At 66.3% G+C, this 19,417-nt stretch carries 16 protein-coding genes and 1 tRNA gene; 6 read left to right on the top strand and 11 right to left on the bottom strand.

Annotated features, from left to right (window positions below; all coding sequences use genetic code 11):
* Positions 1-191: 191 nt before the first annotated feature.
* Together V9E98_04485 and merB are read left to right on the top strand one after the other, a co-directional pair.
* Positions 192-356, top strand: a complete 165-nt coding sequence (locus V9E98_04485) for a hypothetical protein (protein MEI2716241.1) — start codon at positions 192-194, stop codon at positions 354-356.
* Between the two features lie 396 nt (positions 357-752).
* Entirely contained in the window at positions 753-1,412 is a 660-nt protein-coding gene (gene merB, locus V9E98_04480; protein MEI2716240.1) for an organomercurial lyase, read from the top strand.
* 17 nt (positions 1,413-1,429) lie between these two features.
* Here the strand turns inward: merB and V9E98_04475 are convergent.
* Together V9E98_04475 and V9E98_04470 are read right to left on the bottom strand one after the other, a co-directional pair.
* Positions 1,430-1,502: transfer RNA gene (locus tag V9E98_04475), tRNA-Arg, on the bottom strand.
* 253 nt (positions 1,503-1,755) lie between these two features.
* Positions 1,756-2,277 (bottom strand): hypothetical protein, encoded by a 522-nt coding sequence (locus tag V9E98_04470; GenBank protein MEI2716239.1) that lies wholly within the window; start codon positions 2,275-2,277, stop codon positions 1,756-1,758.
* A 113-nt stretch (positions 2,278-2,390) separates the two neighbouring features.
* Between V9E98_04470 and V9E98_04465 the strand changes: the two genes are divergently transcribed.
* Entirely contained in the window at positions 2,391-4,052 is a 1,662-nt protein-coding gene (locus tag V9E98_04465; GenBank protein MEI2716238.1) for an MFS transporter, read from the top strand.
* Positions 4,053-4,119: 67 nt separating this feature from the next.
* On the opposite strand, the gene V9E98_04460 is transcribed toward V9E98_04465, so the two are convergent.
* From V9E98_04460 to V9E98_04440, 5 genes are all read right to left on the bottom strand, one after another.
* On the bottom strand, positions 4,120-4,467 hold the full coding sequence (locus tag V9E98_04460; GenBank protein MEI2716237.1) for a DUF1905 domain-containing protein: 348 nt from the start codon (positions 4,465-4,467) through the stop codon (positions 4,120-4,122).
* A gap of 22 nt (positions 4,468-4,489) precedes the next feature.
* A complete protein-coding gene (locus tag V9E98_04455) occupies positions 4,490-6,490 on the bottom strand; it encodes a choice-of-anchor D domain-containing protein (GenBank protein ID MEI2716236.1) in 2,001 nt (666 codons plus the stop codon).
* A 72-nt stretch (positions 6,491-6,562) separates the two neighbouring features.
* On the bottom strand, positions 6,563-7,372 hold the full coding sequence (locus V9E98_04450) for an ECF transporter S component (protein MEI2716235.1): 810 nt from the start codon (positions 7,370-7,372) through the stop codon (positions 6,563-6,565).
* Positions 7,369-8,976 (bottom strand): ATP-binding cassette domain-containing protein, encoded by a 1,608-nt coding sequence (locus V9E98_04445; protein MEI2716234.1) that lies wholly within the window; start codon positions 8,974-8,976, stop codon positions 7,369-7,371. Before V9E98_04445 ends, V9E98_04450 begins: the two co-directional genes overlap by 4 nt.
* Positions 8,973-10,100 (bottom strand): energy-coupling factor transporter transmembrane component T, encoded by a 1,128-nt coding sequence (locus tag V9E98_04440; protein ID MEI2716233.1) that lies wholly within the window; start codon positions 10,098-10,100, stop codon positions 8,973-8,975. The genes V9E98_04445 and V9E98_04440 overlap by 4 nt, the downstream gene beginning before the upstream one ends.
* Positions 10,101-10,429: 329 nt before the next feature.
* Between V9E98_04440 and ettA the strand changes: the two genes are divergently transcribed.
* Together ettA and V9E98_04430 are read left to right on the top strand one after the other, a co-directional pair.
* Positions 10,430-12,127 (top strand): energy-dependent translational throttle protein EttA, encoded by a 1,698-nt coding sequence (gene ettA, locus V9E98_04435; GenBank protein ID MEI2716232.1) that lies wholly within the window; start codon positions 10,430-10,432, stop codon positions 12,125-12,127.
* Positions 12,128-12,132: 5 nt separating this feature from the next.
* Positions 12,133-12,531 (top strand): thioesterase family protein, encoded by a 399-nt coding sequence (locus tag V9E98_04430; protein ID MEI2716231.1) that lies wholly within the window; start codon positions 12,133-12,135, stop codon positions 12,529-12,531.
* Between the two features lie 21 nt (positions 12,532-12,552).
* On the opposite strand, the gene V9E98_04425 is transcribed toward V9E98_04430, so the two are convergent.
* Positions 12,553-12,948: a globin gene (locus V9E98_04425; GenBank protein MEI2716230.1), complete on the bottom strand. Its 396-nt coding sequence runs from the start codon at positions 12,946-12,948 to the stop codon at positions 12,553-12,555.
* 68 nt (positions 12,949-13,016) lie between these two features.
* On the opposite strand from V9E98_04425, the gene V9E98_04420 reads away from it, so the two are divergent.
* Positions 13,017-14,399, top strand: coding sequence for a GAF domain-containing protein (locus tag V9E98_04420; GenBank protein ID MEI2716229.1), 1,383 nt, complete (start codon positions 13,017-13,019; stop codon positions 14,397-14,399).
* Positions 14,400-14,436: 37 nt separating this feature from the next.
* On the opposite strand, the gene V9E98_04415 is transcribed toward V9E98_04420, so the two are convergent.
* The 3 genes from V9E98_04415 to V9E98_04405 form a co-directional block, all read right to left on the bottom strand.
* A complete protein-coding gene (locus V9E98_04415) occupies positions 14,437-15,975 on the bottom strand; it encodes an SDR family oxidoreductase (protein MEI2716228.1) in 1,539 nt (512 codons plus the stop codon).
* A 171-nt stretch (positions 15,976-16,146) separates the two neighbouring features.
* Positions 16,147-17,067: a mechanosensitive ion channel family protein gene (locus tag V9E98_04410; GenBank protein ID MEI2716227.1), complete on the bottom strand. Its 921-nt coding sequence runs from the start codon at positions 17,065-17,067 to the stop codon at positions 16,147-16,149.
* 117 nt (positions 17,068-17,184) lie between these two features.
* Entirely contained in the window at positions 17,185-19,296 is a 2,112-nt protein-coding gene (locus tag V9E98_04405) for a prolyl oligopeptidase family serine peptidase (protein ID MEI2716226.1), read from the bottom strand.
* Positions 19,297-19,417 lie beyond the last annotated feature (121 nt).

Genomic DNA, 19,417 nt, shown 5'->3' with positions numbered 1-19,417 from the left:
CCGTGTTGACGGTCTTGGCTTGGATGACGTACCTGCCCGGTTTCAGGCCGCTGAGCCTCTTCGATGCAAGAGAGCCTGGCCGTACTTGCCGGGTCCATCGACGGTGACCGGGGCTAGGAGTGAGGTTCGATTGCCGGCGGGCAGCCCACGAATCTTGACTATCAGTCGCGCTGAGCCGGGAGCGAGTTGACGTGAGTGTGGAACTCGCGCCGTACCGGGAACAAGGGTCCGCGCCCGCGCTACCCATCGAGCCCGCGACGATCAGACTTGGCGCCACCACGCTGGCGCCAAGGGCCAACCCCATCAAGCTGCGGGCTATTGGGCTCATGGCTCAGGCGACCATGTTGGGGTCGTGATCGAAGCGGATCCGCCCGGAGGCAGGCGGCGACTCACGATCCACAAGTGAAGCATTGACATCCAGCGAGGCCCGGACGGCATGTTGTCGCATCATGAGGCGCCTCCATTGGTGGTAGCCAAGGTATACCCCATTGGCTCACTGGGGAAGGGGCCCCGGATCGGTTGTACGCGAAGCCATGAGCGGTACACCAGCCGCAAGTGCATTGTCGTATTGAGGATTGGAGCGCAATACCCCGCGTCGCTTTCTTGCGACTTCGGCCGCCAGATTGACGCTCCGGCCTTCGCGAATCCGGCGGCTACCCGTTCTCGGCGAAGTCAACACCGCCGCGTTGCGCCGAAGCGCCGAAGGCGCTCGCCACTCGTGACGTGACGTCGGGTTGCCCTACCTTGGACCGGTGGACGTCGAAGACGTGCGTGTGGCGGTGTACGAGTCGTTCAGCCGCACAGGCCGTGCCCCCAACCTCGATCGGCTTGCTGCTCGATTCATGGTTACCGAGCCGGAGATCCGAGGGGCACTGCGAGAACTTGCAGCCGCCCGACACCTCGCCGTAGGGGCCGACGGGTCCATCGTCATGGCGCACCCCTTCTCTTCGGTACCGCTCGGGTTCTCCGTGATGGGGAGGGACACGCTGTGGTGGGGTGGCTGCGCCTGGGACTCGTTCGCTCTCCCACACCTGCTGCCCTGGGACGACGAGGTTCTTGTCGCGACGCGGTGCCCGTTCTGCGGCCACCCACATGTTTGGTCGGTCGGGACCGGTAGCCCGCCGCCTGGGGATCAGGTCGCGCACTTCCTCGTACCAGCGGCTCACATGTGGGACGACGTGGTGCACACGTGCGGCAACCAGCGGATCTTCTGCTCCCGTGACTGTGTGAGCAGGTGGCTCAACGACACGGGTCAGGACCAGGGCTACGTGATGGACCTTCCGACCCTCTGGAACCTAGCCTCGCATTGGTATGACGGACGGCTCGACCACGGCTACATCCGGCGTGAACCGTCAGCGGCGCACGACTACTTGAGAAGTGTCGGTCTCTCGGGTCCGTTCTGGGGACTCTGAGCCACCAGGGGACTTTGCGCGCCCGGAGGGATTCGAACCCCCAACCGACCGGGTAGAAACCGGTTGCTCTATCCGTTGAGCTACGGGCGCTCGGTGCTGGCTCGCAACTGGCACCTCACTGGCTGAGATGTCGCCTGTGCACCTGGGTCGCCATTCTCTCAGATGATCAAAGAGGGATCCGGTTCGCGGGAGGTGGCGCCGATAGTGGTCCGGTCGGGACTCGCCCGACGCCGATCCGGCCCAACCTTCGATCACGTGGCGTGGAGTGACAACCGGGGGCATTCGGTGGATGCGATCCGACAGGACAACAGGACACGGCCAGCACCGGTGACTCCATTCCGAGTCAATCCGCGCTTCTCGCCCCCAGTCGGATCGCGAAAGTGGTGTCGAGGAGCAGGAGAAACACCCCCTGTGCGACCACAGCCACCCCATCGCCGCGCATCTCGTCGGCCCCGTATCGACGGCCAGGCGTCCTCGCTGGGATCGAGTCCGCGAGTGGGTCCGCGCGAGCGAACAGAACAACTCCCCCCGCCACATAGAAGACGTCGAGGACGCTGTTGATCACGAGAGCACGACGCAGCCGGCGCCTTTCGTCGTCGTCCGGTGGGCCCTTCCGGCGTCGAGCACGCACGAGTCCGAACCCCGCGATCGCGACGTCGATTGCTCCCCAGGCGGCCGTCTGCCGGCCGAATGCCGCCAGGCTCTGCTGACGTGCCGATGCCCACACAGCGCCGCCGACCAGCACCGACCCCGCACCCCACGCAGCCAGCGCCGTTGTCAGCTGCCGCTCCACCGGCGCCATGGATTTTCCGGGCCCACCATGCGCTGAGGGGCCAGTCCCTCTGTCGGCAACTTGATCGGTCATGGAGTCAGTTCACCATGCCTCGTCAAGGTCACGGCGCCGGACAGCACGCGTGACTCACTCCCGATGCGCCAGCATGGTCGCATGACGAGTCAGGCCGACAGGTGAACACCGAGATGCCCGCCAGCACCGATGCAGCGCACAAAGGCCGCTATCTGGCTCTGACCGCGATGGTGTTCGCCACGGGAATGACATTCATCGACATGACCATCGTGTCGATCGGTGCCCCGGTGATCGAGTCCGATCTGGGAATCTCCGACGACGCCGTTCAGTGGGTGGTCAACGGGTACCTGTTGGGCCTTGCTGCAACGTTCGCGCTCATGGGTCGAGTGGCGGATGTCTACGGGCACCGACGGATGGTCATCATCGGCACCCTGGTGTTCGCCTTCTCCTCGCTAATGTGCGGCCTGACCCCGGGCGGCAGCATCGCGGCGGGGTGGCTGATCGGATGGCGGGTCATCGAGGGAGTCGGGGCCGCCATGCTGTTCCCCGCGGCGTTGGCCATCGTGGTCGCTGCCTTCCCGCCGGCCGGCCGCGGTCGGGCGTTGGCCCTCTTCTTCGCCATCACCGGAGGTCTCACCGCGATTGGACCCATTCTCGGAGGTTTCCTCGTGGAGTGGAACTGGCGGTCGATCTTTTGGGTCAATATCCCCATCGCGATCGTCGCCTTGGCTTTGACCGCTATTGCCAAGCCGACCACCAGACGTCGGAACGAGCCCGTCGATTGGATCGGTGCGGTGCTCACCATCGTGGGCATGGGCTTGTCGGTACTCGGCTTCCAGCAGGCCGGTACGTGGGGGTGGAGCAGTCCGGTCACCTGGGCGTGCATCATCGGCGGCCTCGTCGTGCTAATCGTCTTCGTGCGGTACGAACTGGGCCAGCAGTATCCGTTGATCAAGATGAAGATCTTCGCCGACCGCGCATTCCAGGCGGACAACGCGGTGCTGTTCTTCATGTCCATGGCGTTCGTTCCGGTCTTCTTCTTCCTCAGCGTCTACGCTCAAGCCGCGCTCGGGTACACCGCACAGGAGGCTGGGCTGTTCCTGATGTGGTACTTCATCGGGTTCGTCATCGCCGCGCAGATCGGTGGGGCGATCCTGGATCGCAAGGGATCCAAGTTGCCGATGCTCATCGGCGGACTCATCGGGGCCATCGGCTACGCCGGGTGGGGGTTCAACGCGGGCTCCCTCAGCGCTAGTGCGGTGACACCGTGGATCGCACTGGGCGGTTTCGGAGTCGGCCTCATGCTGGGGCCGGCCAGTACCGACGCTGTCAACCGTGCGATAGACGCGACCTATGGGGAAGTCACCGGCATCACCCAGACAGTGCGCAACTACGCATCCGCGCTGGGGTTTGCGATGCTCGGGTCGCTCATGTCCAACCGCATCGCGGTCGATCTCACTTCCAGCGCCCAGCAAAGCGGCTTGGACCAGCAGCAGGCCGAGGCCTTGGTGTCTTCGGCGAGCGGGCAGACCAGCGGCGGTGCGGCCGGCACGATGGCGAATCTGCCGGCAGGATCACAGTCGTTCCTGGCCGCAGTGCCGGGGGATTTCGCAGCGGCCCTCTCGACCGTGATCTACGCCATGGCCGTGATGCTGCTACTGGCTGCCATCGTGGCCTTGCGCCACCCCGGTGGTCGGGCGGCCGTCGCAGAGCAGGCAGCAGCCGCAATCTCCGACGAATCCGGTGGCTCTGCCGTCCGGCAAACCGTCAAGCGACTCCTGATCTTCGCCGCCATCTTCATCGCTGTCTACTTGGTCATCGCCTACGTCCTCTGAACTGAGTCCCCTCAGCGCCGACGCCGAAGCGATTACGGATTGGCTTGACATTCCCCAACGCTTGGGATCAGACGGGACTCAAGGTGATGTGGATCGAGTCTCCCGCGGCGATGGCCTCGGACCGTCGTACTGCAGCCTTGATGGGCAGCACGAAACAGCCGGACTGCTTGTCTGGGAAGACCGAGGTTCGCCAGGTCGAGGTGCCGATGGTGACCTCCACCGGGATTGACCCGAATCCTCTCCTCGGTCCGGCCCGGGCCAGCAGATCGTCGCTGTGCTCTGGCGGGACTGTCGCGAAGGTCCAGGAGTCGGACTTGCGGGCGTCCCAGATCCACAGCTCCGCGGTGAAGGCGTAGACCATGAGGTGATTGTGCACCGTGGAGACCTGGTTGCCGGGAATGCCGCTGGCGAGCATCGGTACCTGGCGCAGAATCCATCTAGCCCTTCGTGCGCGTGCGTCGACAGACCTTCTTGGAACTGCCGGCGTCATTGTGGGAACGCACGCAGACCCGGTAGCGCTTGCTGGGTTTCAGGCTCTTCACGGTGCGGTGCAGCGCTGCTGTGGTGGCGGTACGAACGACTTTGGGCTTCTTGCCGCGCACGGCGATGCGGTACTCATTTGCCCTGGCGCCCGCCCGCCAGGTGGCCTTGACCTTCTTGCGCTTGGGGACGACCTTGAGGCCTTTCGGCGGCGCGGGGCGGGCGCCGGCGTTGGGTCCCGGTTGGGGAGCCGGGTCGCTACTGGACTCAGGTGCGGGGCTCACTCCCGATTCCGGGGTGGGCGTCATGCTGGAAGCGGGTGCGGGGTCCTGTGTCGGCGAGGCGGTAGGTGCGGCCTCCGCAGCCGGCGTTCCAGTCCCGGTCAGCGGGATCCGTTGTGGGCTGGCGTCCGCACCATCGGTGAACTGCAGAAACGCGTTGCGCCCGTTGGCAGCAGTGGGGGTGAATGTCACGGACACCGTGCAAGACCCAGCCGGCCAGGCTCCAGCGGTGCAGGTGTCCGACACGATGGCGAAGTCCCCGGGCGCCTCGCCGGTCAGTTCCACCGACGGCAGCAGAACTGCCGACCCGGAGTTGCTCACCGTCACAGTCTTGGCGTCCGCGGTAGACGCAACCTGAGTCTCCGGGAAACTGAGCCGCAAGGGAGCCGACGCGAAATTGGGGAATCCATAGAGCAATACCGCGCCGCCACCGCCGGCAGCCAGTTGGGCGCTGGGCCAGCCCAGCAACACGTAGTCATCATTGGCGGCCACACTGCTGCCGATCTGATCCAGGGTGTTTCCGGTTGGGGCGATCTGCCACGCGCTCTCATCCGTTGTGGTCCACCCGGCATCGGCTTCCGTGAACTTCACTAACCCGCCACGCTGCCCGATCCCGGTGGCGCCCACGAGAATTTCGGATCCGTTGACTATGACAGCCACTCCGGCAAAGGAGCTACCGGGGTCGCTGGGCACAGTCAGCCGCGCGGTCTGAGTCGCGTCCTGCCATCCGCCGGCGGGTCGAGAGTAGACAAAGGCGGCCCCGTCGCTGCCCCACTGTGGTGCTCCGACGACGATGGTGCTCTCGTCAACGTCAACGGAGTCTCCGACATCATCGCCAACTTCGCCAGTGGAGGTCGTGAGTTTCGCTGTCTGGCTGGCGGGCCAAGGGCCGAAGAGTCCCACGCCACGTTCGAAGACATAAGCGGCGCCTCGCCCATTGTTGTCTTTGGCGCCCGCGACAACGGTATCGCCGGAAATCGCGACTGCCCTCCCCAACTGGTCGGAGGGGTCCGCATCGCTGGCCAGCATGGTCTTCGTGGGTGTGGCGTCGTCCTGCCAGCCCAGCAGCGGGGTGTCGTACACCCGCACTGCACCTCTGGCTCCATCGTGACCGTAGTCCCCTGCCACAACGGCACCACTCGACACCGCGACGGAATACCCCAGGTAGGCGCTGTTCGCAGCGGTGAGTTTTGCCGTCTGCGTCAACTCACCGGACCACCCGGCATCCGGTCGCTTGAACACGTAAGCGGCGCCGGCGTCGGCGTTGGCGCCGTATGCTCCGACGACGATGGTCGAGCCGTCGATTGCGACAGCGCTGCCGAAGCGATCAGCTGCCACGCCATCTGACGCCTGCAATCGGGCCAAGCGGGTGACGCTGCGATCAGGATTGAATCGGTAGACGTACGCTGCGCCTCGCGCCGCATTCTCGCCGGCTGCACCGATCACCGCGTACTCTCCGTCAGCGGCAAGGTCCAAGCCGAATCCCGCCGTTGCTCCCCCCTGATTTGGGGTGAGCGTTGCGAACACTTCCGGCATGGCCTCTGCCCGGGCCCTCGTTGCCGGAACAGACCCACCGGCCATGAGCACGGTGAGCGAGAGGAGAACGACGGGGACGTACCACATCGTCCGGCCGCTGTCGGGGACGGATGTCGCCTGCACACCAACCTGGTGTCGCACGACGTGAGGCTACCGTCGAACTAGCCCCCGGTACACCACGACAGCCTCATGTCAGCCCCTTCGGAGCAGTTCTTACGGTGGTGTGGAGACCACAGTGTCCTCGAACACCGGGGTTGCGGCGAAGTTCGCCTTCCGCGTCACCCGGCGGATGCTGCGCAAGAGCGGGCCACCGGCGAAAGCGATCAGCAGCACATTGCCCAGCGCCCGGGGAATGTCGAAGCCCAGCGAAGTCACCAGGCAGAACGCCAGGAACCGGCTCAGATTCTCGGTCACGGGTGCCCCGGCGACGTAGGAGATGCCGGCGTCCCCGGCCATGAGAAAGGGCCACAACCACATGTTCAACAAGAACCCGTACAGGATCCCGGACACGGCCCCGTACCCCGCCAGCAGCGCCACCTCCGCCCGGCCAGTGGCGCGAGGCAGCAGTCCGGCGAACATCCCCAACCACGCCGCCCCCAGCATCTGGAAAGGTAGCCAGGGGCCCACACCACCGGTCAGCAGAGCCGATCCGAACATCGACACCAGCCCGAGACTGAAACCGAAGCCGGGCCCCAACGCACGACCCCCGAGGATCAACACGATGAACATCGGCTGAAACCCGGAGACCCCGGAGCCGAGCGGCCGCAGCACCGCGGCCGTAGCCGCCAAGACACCGAGCATGGCCAAGGCTTTGGCGTCCAGGTGCCCCGACGTCACCTCGGTCGCGAGCACCACGACAAGCATGGCCATTACCAGTGCGAACACCAACGGCGCATCGGTGCTGTGAGCCAGCTCGGAGTCCACATCTGCAAAGAGCGGCCATACGAACATCTCGAGTCCGATGACCGACACGATGGTCAGGACGACCGTGGATCGGGCGTTCAGCCGCATGGGAGTCGTCATGCGCGACCTGCCATCGCATCCTTGACCTCAGTCACGGTCAGATAGGGCAGCGGCGCTAAGACCTTGGCCACCTGGGGGGCGAACGCGGGGGATGATGCCGCCCCGCTGCGGGCGTCGGTGTCGAGCACCACCTCACCATCCGCGAGCATCACCATCCGCGAGCACACGTCCGCAACCAACTCGACGTCGTGCGTCGCGATCACGATCGCAGTGCCGCGCTGGGCGCGCTCGCGCAACAGCGCCGCCAGTCGTTGCTTGGCCAGGTAGTCCAGCCCGCGTGTTGGTTCGTCCAATAGCAACAGATCCGGATCCCCGGTGAGCATGATCGCCAGGACGAGCGCCAGCCTCGTGCCCTCGGACAGGTCGTTGGGATGAGTCTCCGGATCGGTGTTCGGGTGCAGTGTGGTGAATAGACCCCATGCGGTCCCGGCCGCAGCACCCGCGTCGCGATCCGCCCCTTCACACTCCGCTGCCACAGTCTCTGCCCACAACAGGTCCTGCGGCTCCTGCGGGACGAGGCCGACGGTGCTGACGAGCTCCCGACCCCGCAGGTCGGCGGGGTCGCGGCCACTCACCCGGACCGTCCCCCCGCCGGGTCGGTCCTGTCCGGACAGCAGAGCGAGAAGCGTCGACTTGCCGGCACCGTTGCGTCCCATGAGCGCGACGACATCGCCCGCGCATACGTTCAGGGAAGCGGATCGCAGCGCCTGCACTGATCCCCAGCTTCGCGACGCGCGCGACACGTCGGCAACAACAGCTCCTACGTGGCCACCTACCGGGGAACCGGGTGGTGGCAGTTCCGCGCGCAACATCACGGCAGCGCGACGGGCATCACGGATCGACAGTGGCAGCGGCGTCCAGTTCGCCCACTTGCCCAGATCCACCACCGGGGGCACCAACTGCGACACGGCCATCGCATCCGATGGGTCCGCGTAGTCCGCGACTCGTCCCCTTTCGTCGATGAGCAGGACTCGATCTGCGTATTGAATGACCCGCTCCAGGCGGTGTTCGGACAGCAGAACGGTCAGAGCCAGGTCGTGAACCAGGCGTTGGACAGTCGCCAGTACCTCCTCTGCCGCCTGAGGGTCCAGCGCCGAGGTGGGCTCATCGAGAATCAGGACCTTGGGATGCGCGGTGAGCACGGAACCGATCGCCACGCGCTGGCGTTGTCCGCCGGACAGAGTGCGCAGCGAGCGGTCGCGGAGGTCCGCGATCCCGAGCAGGTCGAGTGTCTCCTCGACGCGGCGGCGCATCACATCGGCGGGCACGGCGAGGCATTCCATCGTGTACGCGAGTTCGTCCTCGACGATGTCCGTGACGAACCCGTGCTGCGGATCTTGCGGAACGTAACCCACCACATCCGCCAGATCCCGGGGTGGTCGATCAGCGGTGCTGAGTCCGGCCACGGTCACCCTGCCGCGCAGCGTGCCTCCCGTGAAATGGGGAGCCAGTCCGTTCACGCACTTCAGCAGTGTCGACTTTCCGCAGCCGGTGGGCCCGACCAGCAGGGCCAGCTCGCTTTCGGGAACAGCGATGTCGACCCCGCTCAGGACAGGCTCACGCTCGGCCCCATAGGTGAAGGTCACGTTGTCGAAGGTGATCACGCGGGCACCTCCCGCACCCGTGACGGCGTCTGCTGCGCCGGCCGCGGCAATGGTGGTGCCACGACTACAGGCAAGGCCGCGACCAGGACCGCCAGCGCGGGCAGTACCGGCAGGGCGGGCCAGCCCGGCGGTGATGCCGGACCCAACAGTTCCGCTGTCGACCCGAAACCGACGAACACCACGGCGGGCACAAGTCCACTGACCGTCACGAGCCACTCCGGGGCGCGCCACGGGTCCGGGCGGTAGCGCGTGCGGGCGATGCGACCGCCCGCCAAGAGCGACGCTCCGGCCGCCAGTGCGGCGCCGACGATCAGCATCGGCCAACCGAGCAGGCCCGTGCCGGCGACTCCGGGTGTTCCGCCCTGCAGCAGGCCGTACAGCCCGATCAGCACTCCGAGCAGCCCACCCACCACCAGTGCCGAGGTCAGGTGACGAGACTTCGCCGGGACGTTTCCGGTGCGCCCGTAGCCGCGGGCATCCATAGAAGCGGCCAGCGACACGGAACGTTCCAGCGCACCCGAGAACAGCGGAAGAGCCATCTGCCCCCACACCCGCAAGCCGCGACTAGGTCGCCCGCGCAACCGTCGCGCCCGCCGGATTCGGGCGGCATCCGTGACGAGCGTGGGGGCCACCGTCATGCACACCACGACCGCGACACCAGCCTCATAGAGTGCGGCCGGAACGATACGCAGCAGTCGACTCGGATTCACCAAGGAGTTCGCCGCTCCGACACACATCAAGATGGCCGCAAGCCGCATGCCCTCGAAGACCGCCAACAGGAATCCGTCCCAGGTGACGACCCCTCCCAGTTGGACCCCCGCCATCCAACTCGGCAAAGCAATCTGCGGCAGAACGACCAGTGGGCGCCCGACATCCGTGGCACCGAAGACCATCTCGAAGACCACCCGAATGACGATAACCAGCAGCCCGAACTTCAAGAACGCGGTGTATGACCGCGACCATGGCCCCGGGACCCTGCGCTCACTGACAACCAGCCCGGCGACGGCAGCGATCAACAGCAACAAGAGGGGATTGGTGGTGCGTGCCGCGGCAGTCGCGAGCCCCAGCGCCCACAGCCACCACGCACCGGGATGCAGCAGTCGGGGGGCGAAGGTGGCGGACACCGGAACCTCTCGAGCAGGCGGCCCCGGGGCGACGGGCGCACAGCCCACCGCACCCGCAGACCACGACGGGCACTTCAGTCGCCACCGTCCGGTCCGGCTGTCACGGTTGCGGGTCAGCGTCGGGATCTCACCGACTTCGGGTGCGGAAGCCAGGCCAGTCTATGGGGTCGGACGACCCGTCACCTCGGACTGAATGCGGGGACTCGCAGACCAGCACCTGGCACGGGAATCGCAGCCGTGCAGGCGCGCGAACCGAGTTGCCCCGCGCAGCCAGTGCGAGTCGACCAACCCGTTCGGGCGCGCTGAGCTGCTCCCCGTACCCTGGCCCAATGGCGGAATTCATCTACACCCTTCAGAAGGCGCGCAAAGCACACGGTGACAAGGTCGTCCTGGACGACGTGACCCTGTCGTTCCTGCCCGGTGCCAAGATCGGTGTCGTCGGCCCGAACGGCGCCGGAAAGTCAAGTCTGTTGAAACTCATGGCCGGTCTGGACCAGCCCTCCAACGGCGAGGCGCGGCTGAGTCCGGGAGCCACGGTCGGCATCCTCGAACAGGAACCCGAACTCGACCCGGACAAGACCGTCTTGGAGAACATCGAGGTCGGGGTCGCCGCCACCAAGGCTCTCATCGACCGCTACAACGAGATCTCGGCCCAGATGGCCGACCCCGACGCGGACTTCGACAAGTTGATGGCCGAGATGGGCACGCTGCAGGAACAGATCGACCACAAAGATGCCTGGGACCTGGACTCGCAGTTGGAGCAGGCGATGGATGCCCTGCGATGCCCAGCGCCGGACGCCGACGTCACGGTGTTGTCCGGTGGCGAGCGCCGCCGGGTCGCACTGTGTCGGCTCCTACTGGAACAGCCCGACCTGCTCCTGCTCGACGAGCCGACGAACCACCTCGATGCCGAAAGTGTGCAATGGCTCGAGCAGCACTTGGAGAAATACCCGGGCACTGTCGTCGGCATCACCCACGACCGCTACTTCCTGGACAACGTGGCCCAGTGGATCCTCGAGTTGGACCGCGGCCGTGCCTACCCCTATGAGGGCAACTACTCGACCTACCTCGAGAAGAAGGCCGCGCGGCTGAAAGTCGAGGGCCAGAAAGACGTGAAGATGCAGAAGCGTCTGACCGATGAACTCGAATGGGTGAGGTCGAACGCCAAAGCCCGGCAGACCAAGTCCCGGTCCCGCCTGCAGCGCTACGAGGAGATGGCCACCGAAGCCGAGAAGACCCGCAAACTCGACTTCGAAGAGATCCAGATTCCGCCCGGACCACGCCTGGGCAACCTCGTCGTCGAAGCTGATCACCTCACCAAGGCGTTTGACGACCGCGTCCTGATCGACGACCTGTCGTTCTCGCTGCCACGCAACGGGCTCGTCGGTGTCATCGGTCCCAACGGCGTCGGCAAGACGACACTGTTCCGTATGATCGTCGCCGCCTCACAGGGTGGATCGGACGACAAGGCAGAACTGCCGACATCCGGAGATCTTCGGGTGGGCGACACCGTCAAGCTGTCCTACGTCGACCAATCCCGCGCCGGACTGGACCCCACCAAGAACGTGTGGGAGGTCGTGTCGGACGGGCTCGACTGGATCAAGGTCGGCAACGTCGAGATGCCGTCGCGGGCCTACGTGGGTGCGTTCGGCTTCAAAGGGCCCGACCAGCAGAAGCCGGCCAAGGTGTTGTCCGGTGGCGAGCGCAACCGGCTCAATCTGGCGCTGACGTTGAAGCAGGGCGGCAACGTACTGCTGCTCGACGAACCGACGAACGACCTCGATGTCGAGACCCTGAGCAGCCTGGAGAACGCACTTCTCGACTTCCCGGGCTGTGCGGTGATCACCTCCCACGACCGCTGGTTCCTCGATCGTGTAGCGACTCACATCCTGGCCTACGAGGGCGACTCGCAGTGGTTCTGGTTCGAGGGCAACTTCGACTCGTACGAGAGGAACAAGGTGGAGCGACTCGGCCCCGAAGCTGCCCGACCGCACCGGGCCACGTACCGCAAACTCACCCGCGACTGACGACCATGGCGGTCTTCCACACCGAGGTCGCGTTGCGCTGGGGGGACATGGATGCACTCGGTCACGTCAACAACGCCGCCACCTTGACTCTGCTCGAAGAGGGAAGGGTGCGCCTCCTGGCCGAAGCGCGGCAGGCATTACGCCCCGATTTCGGTCTGGTGGTGGGTCGCCACGAGATCGACTACTTGCGACCGCTGTACTACGCCATCGAACCCGTGGCGATGGACGTCTGGGTGGATCGGATCGGTACGGCGTCGTTCACGTTCGGGTGCGAGATCCGCGACGCGTCGGGCGAGGTTGCTGTGCGAGCCCAGACGGTCGTTGTGTGCATTGTGCGCGACGGTTCCGGATCGATGCCGCTGCCTCAGGCTGCTCGGGACGCGTTGGCGCGGTACCTGATCTGAGTCGCACCGAGCTGACGGCGATCACTCCAGCGCGGGGTTGACGTTCATCATCGCGTCGGCGGCGGATTCCAGATAGCGCCACAGTTCGTCGCGGACCTCGGGATCGAGGTCGCCACCGTTGTCCTGCAGTGATTCGTGCATCAGCGCGAGCCACCGGTCGCGCGCTGCCAGGTCGACGGGAAACGGTGCGTGGCGCATTCGCAGTCGTGGATGGCCGCGTTCTTCGCCGTAGGTTGTGGGGCCACCCCAGTACTGCATCAAGAACAGGCGTAGTCGGCGTTCCGCGGGGCCGAGGTCTGGCTCGGGGTACATGGGCCGCAGGAGGTCGTCGCCCGCAACGCGCGAATAGAAGCCGGCCACGAGCGCGGTGAAAAACTGCTCGCCACCCAGTCGGTCGTATCGCGTCACATCGGGCACTGGGGCATTCTGTCAGGTGTGGCCGGGTGCGGGTAGCGCGCCTGCGTCAGACCGAGGGGCGGAGATCGATGACGGCGGATGCGGCTTTGCGTCAACGGCGACTGCAAGCGTGCAACCAGTTGTTGCAGTTGCCCTCATCGACACCGGAGTCCGACATGCTGCGCCAGGCGGTGGACCTGGCCGTTGAGTTGACCGGCAGCACCATCGGATATGGGCACTTCGTCAATCCCGACCAGGACAGCATCGACCTGTGCGCGTGGTCGAGCGGCCTGCGCGATCACTGCACGGCTGCGCCGGCCCAACACCATCCCATTTCTGAGGGAGGCCGGTGGGCGGAGAGTGCCCGCACCCGGCGCCCCTACATCGACAACGACCCCGCTGACGCACCCGAATCCCGCAGCCTTCCCGAGGGGCATTCCCCTCTGAGGCGCCAACTCGGAGTGCCCGTGCTGGCAGCCGGTGGTATCTGCCTGCTGATGGGGGTGGCGAACAAGAAGGAACCGTACGACCAGGACGACGTGGAAACGTGCCAGATCATCGCGGACCAGGCCTGGGAGACTTCGCTGCGACTGCGGTCCTATCGCGAAGCCCAAAATCGGCCGGAACGACTGAGGGAAGCGCAGGAACCACGGTCGGCGGTCGACCTGGTCCTGTGGGACTGGGACCCTGTGACCGGCTCGTTGTCCTGGGACGACTCCGCTGGTTCGGTCGCGCCGTTCCTCGCGGATCCGTCAAGGAGTTGGGCCGGGTTGCGGCACATTCTCGATCACGGGTCGCGGGCAGCGCTCGACGAGATGTTGGCAGGCCCGCCCCAGGGCCAGTTCAAGTTGCGTCTCGTCGGATATTCCGCGGGCCTTCAGGTGCTGCGGTTGGATGCCGTGTGGGGGGACCGTTTGGAAGGGCATGGGCGGGTCCTGCGCGGCACCCTGATGAACATCACCGCGCAGGAGGCCGAGCGGGACGCCGAGTACCGCGCCACTCACGACGACCTCACGGGACTGCCCAACCTAACGTGGTTGCTCGGCCATCTGAAGACGCACGTTGGCGATGGGCAGAACCGACGCCAGGGCGCGCTGGCGCTGCACCTGATCTCCCTTGGCGGGATCGAGACTGTTGCGACCGCTCACGGTCAGGCCGTGGCCAACGCGATCATCGTTCAGGGCGGCCATCGGCTAGGAACGCTCACCCGGGACACGGACCAGGTTGTGCGGATGGAGGGGGACCGGCTCGCACTGGTGCAATCTGGACCGGTCGAAGAGGATGCCGCCCGCCAGTTGGCGGATCGGGCTCAACGGGTTCTGGTCGGCTTGCCCGACGGTGACACCCTGCACGTGCGCATCGGGGTCGCCATCTGGCATCCCGGTGAAGGCGTTGACGATCTCGTCGCACAAGCTGAAGGGGCGTTGGCCGAGTCCGTTCGCTCGGAGGTCGATGTGGTGGTGGCCTCGTAGCAGAGAAACTCCTCGGCAGACGTCGAGCCTGTGATCGTCAGGATGCGGCCGCCACCTCGAGAGGCGATGCATCGTCGGGTGTTGTGCGAGGTCGACGAGCGGTGCGTAGTTCGGCTGCCCGCGCGATGCGGCGCACCATCGGCTTGAAGACGAACGCGTGGAACGGAGCCACGGACCACCAGTAGGCGTGTCCCGCCAGTCCCCGCGGGTGGAATGTGGCTTTCTGCGTCAGGTGGGTGCCATCCGCTTGTGGTTCGACATGCCATTCGAGCCACGCCAAGCCGGGCAGTTTCATCTCTGCCCGAAGTCGAAGCAATTCGGGTTCGATCCGCTCTTCGACGCGCCAGAAGTCCAAGGCGTCGCCCACCTGCGTGTGATCGGGGTCGCGCCGCCCGCGACGTAGCCCGACACCGCCCACGACCCGATCCATCGCTCCCCGGATCTCCCACATCCAGTTCGCCGCGAACCAGCCACGCTCCCCGCCGATGCCGTCCACCACGGCGAAAGTGTCCACCTGATCGGCTGCCACACAGACTTCCCGAACGTCGGTGTACAGCGAACCACCCGCCCAGTCGGGGTCGGTGGGCAGCGGCTCAGCCGGTGCGCCTGCGACTGAAGCGCTGGACCACCGGGTTGTCACGTTGGCCTCGCGCACCCGGGCCAACGCCAAGCCGACAGCCGTGCGGTAAGGGAGCAAGCCTTGGGGTGGATCAGGGATGATCTCGGCGACCGAGTGGTCCCGACACACGACCGGTACCTTCAGTGACTCGACGAGCGGTCGAGCGATGCCGCGGGGGACCGGGGTCACGAGGCCGACCCAGTGGCTGGACAGGCCAGGACTCAACAGGTTGATCGGCAGGATGATCCGGGAGCGCAGTCCAGCGACTGCGGCGAACTCCTGCATCATCGACTGGTAGGTCATGACGTCGGGACCACCGATGTCGAAGTCCCGGTTGACCGTGCCGGGGACCGTCGCCGCCGCGACCAGATAGTGCAGGACATCGCGCACCGCGATCGGCTGCGTGCGGGTGCGGACCCAGCGCGGGGTGATCATCGCGGGCAATCGCTCGGTCAGGTAGCGCAGCATCTCGAAACTCGCCGATCCGGATCCGATGATCACCGCCGCGCGGAACTCGATCGTGGGAACGCCGCTCGTTCTCAGGATTTCCCCCACCTGCGCGCGGCTGCGCAGATGTGGGGACAACTTGGTGTCACCTGCTGGGATCATCCCGCCCAGATAGACGATGCGATGCACATCGTTGTCGCGGGCCGCTCGGGCGAACGTGAGCGCCATATCGCGCTCCATCAACTCGAAGTCGGCGTGGTTGCTCAGCGAATGCATCAGGTAGTAGGCAACATCGACACCCGTCATGGCCCGATCCATGTCCTGCGGATCCATGGCGTCACCGGCGACCACCTCGACATCGCCGAACCATTCGCGCTGGCGCAGTCCGTCGGGATGGCGCGCCAGGATGCGCACGCGGGCACCGGTGGCCACCAGCAGGGGAATCAGCCGCCCGCCGATGTAGCCGGATGCGCCGGTGACGAGGTACAGGGGGGAATCCGTGCGATCCACAGCGTCATTGTGCGCGCGGCTGTTGCGTCACGCACATCGGATGTGGGGCTCCGCGTCAGCCCAGGGCGCCTCGCCCGGCTGGTGCTCCAACGGTGGGGCCGGTTCCTTGCCCAGCGTGTCGGTGACCGTGGGGGACCCTGAGTCGCCGAGGAGGGAGTGTTCAAGTGGCAGTTACTGCTTGGTCGATCCCGAACCGGCGCCCGCACCCGCACCCGGTCCCCCGGGGGCTCCAGGCGCTCCCGGCGCTCCCGGTGCTCCCGGTGCCCCAGGCATCCGGTACAGCACCGGAACCCGGATCTCGGCCTCGTCAAAGGACGCCTTGAGTCGCTGCCGGATCTCACGCTGCAGTGGGATCTGATCTCCGGGGTCCGACTTCGCGAGCACCCGGACGAACACCGCCTCACCCGACACAGACTCGACTCCGGCGTACGTCGGGCGGCTGAACTCCGACACCAGACTGTCGGGATCGGCCACCATGGCATCGGCGGTCTGCTCCACGACGGTCTGAACGTCGTCGAGGTCCTGGTCGTAGGCCACGGGGATGTCGATGATCGCCATCGTCCAGCCCTGGGACCGGTTGGCGACGCGCAGGATCTCACCGTTGCGCACGTACCAGACCACACCGCTGGTGTCCCGTAGCCGAGTCACGCGCAAGGTGACCTCGTCGACAGTGCCCACGGCTTCGCCGAGGTCGACGAAGTCTCCGACCCCGAACTGGTCCTCGAGGATCAAGAAGATGCCGGAGAGGTAGTCCTTGATGAGTGTCTGCGCGCCGAATCCCAGCGCCACCCCGATCACGCTGGCGCTGGCCAGCAGCGGTGTGATGTTGACGCCCAGCAGCGGCAGGATCATCAGGACCGCAGTGCCCCACACGATCAGCGTGACGATGCTTGTGGTGAGTTGTCCGATCGCCTTGGCCCGCTGTTCACGGCGCTCCTGTTGGGCCTGCGCCTGGGCGCCGGCGCGCTTGAGCAGCCCCGGGGAGTTGATCGAGCGACGGACGACGCGCTTGATGAGCCAGGCCAGTACCCAGTTGATGATCGCGGCCGTCACCACGATCGCGAACAGGCGGATCGGGGCGTCGCTGAACACCCAAGTCAGAGGATCCTCGGCCGTGATGATCGCGGACGGGCTGGGGCTTGGAGTCGGACTGGGACTGGGGCTGAGACTCGGGCTGGGGGTGGGACTGGGGCTCTTGGCGAACACGGGTCAGCGCTCCTCGTCGCCCAGGCCGGTGATGTGAGCGGCGAACGCCAGCGACTCGGCGGCCTCGGCGACGGACTTGTCCAGAGCGCGGGCGCCGTGGCCGACATCCGACTCGGTGCGCAAGATGATCGGGGCGGTGCCTGTCGTGGCGTGCTGCAAGGCGGCGACCATCTTGCGGCCGTGCATGGGGTCGGTGCGGGTGTCGTTGTCGAACACCATCATCAGCACCGCCGGGTAGGGCACACCGTCGCGCACCCGGTGGTACGGGCTGTACTGCCACAGCCAGGCGAACTCTTCGGGGCGCGAGGGGTCGCCGTACTCCACGGTCCACGTGGCGCCGAGCTGACTCGTGACGTAGCGGATCATGTCGAGCAGCGGCGCGGTACAGATGACCCCGCCGTACAACTCGGGGTGCTGCGTGAGCGCGGCACCGACGAGCAGGCCGCCGTTCGAGCCGCCGCTGATGCACAGTTGGGCCGGCGTGGTCCAGCCAGTGTCGATCAGCCAGCGCGCGGCGGCGTGAAAGTCGTCGAACACGTTCTGCTTGTCGGCCAGCATGCCGGCGCGATGCCACTGTTCGCCTTCTTCCGATCCCCCCCGTAGGTTCGCGATCGCGTACACCCCGCCGGATTGGACCCAGGCCAACGCCGACGGGTTGTAGGCGGGGGGTAACGACACCCCGAACCCGCCGTATCCGTACAGGATCGTCGGCCGCGGGCGCGACGGCTGCCCGTCGGAGCTGATGACGTACATGCGCACTTCGGTGCCGTCTGATGAGCGGTAGACCACGTGCTGGGTGACCACGCGGGGGATCTGCACGTCGCCTGGCGGGGTGGCCCACAACATCGTGGTGTCGGACACGGCGTCGTAGCAGTAGACGTTCGGAGTGGTGGTGTGATCGGTGTAGACGTACCAGTTCTCGCTGCCGCCCTCGGGACGTCCGACGGGCCCCGCGATTGTGCCCAGACCCGGGACCGCAACCGGCCGCACCAAGTCACCGGTGTGGGAGTCGAGGACCTCCAGACTTCCGATGGTGTGGCTGGTCCGGTGCACCACGAGGTACTGATCAGGTCCATCCGGTCCGTCGCTGAGCCGGAATGACTCCAGCACCGAGTCCGGGGACTCGGCGACGAGATCCTGCCAGTGCTCCGGCTGCGGGTTTTCCGCGCGGCAATGTAGCAGTCGACCGCGAGGAGCCTCGAAGTCGGTCCAGATGAACATCCGCCCGTCCGGGCGGATCGTGATCGACGTCTGCGCGTCCCGGCGCTCGATCACCGGACGCAGGTCGGGGGCGGCCAGATCGGCGCCGGCGAGGGGGGCGAGATAGACGTCGTTGCGCGGGGCCGTCCCCTCCGCAGCATCGATGACCAGCCACTTGCCGTCGCGGGTGACTCCCACGGAGTAGTAGTTGGTGATGCGCAGCCCGCCGCCGAAGATCTCCGCGTCGGTGTCGGGGTCGGCGCCGAGGTGATGCAGTCGGACCCGGCGGTGGAACTGCACCTCGTCGGGAGCCAGAGTCGCAGGGTCCTGGCGGCGGACGTAATAGAACGCGGCGCCGCCGGGAAGCCACGCCACGGACGAAAACCTCGTCCGGTCGATCGGACCGTCGATGACGTCTGCGGTGGCGACGTCCATGACCCGCAGGACGGACTCCTCGGTGCCGCCTTCGCTGAGCAGGTAGGCGAGCTTGTCGCCCTCCCATGACGGCTGGAACCCGTCGAGCGTCGTGCGCCCCGACGGATCCAACTCGATCGGGTCGATCAGCACCCGGTCGGTGCCATCGGGGTCGACGGTGTAGAGCACCCCGAACTGTTGGCCCGGGTCGCGCCTGATGAAGAACTGCCGCTGGCCGCGCCACACGGGCAGGCCCTGGTATCCACCTGCCAGCAGATTTGTCAGGATGCCCGCAAAATCGTCACGGCGCCGCCACTGGGCAGCTTCCTGTTGGTAACGGTCCGCCTGCGCTCGATCCCAGTCCTGGCGCCACTGGCGCCACTGCGTGGCGTCCCCCTCTGGGAATGTCGCAGGATCCTCCAACCAGCGGTAGGGGTCGCCCACCGGCGTGCCGTGGTAATCGTCCACCAGGGGGAGTCGCGGCGCATGGTCTGAAGTCACGATCAGACCCTACGGTGACCGACCTGTGCCACACACAGGATCCCTACACGCGGCGCGGGGTGTCGCGCTACCGCGCTGTCAATCAATACTCTGGCCGAGGGTCAACCACCGTGGCCGAGGC

Source organism: Candidatus Nanopelagicales bacterium (assembly GCA_037045355.1).
GTDB lineage: Bacteria > Actinomycetota > Actinomycetes > S36-B12.
This window is presented reverse-complemented; position numbering and strand designations above follow the sequence as displayed.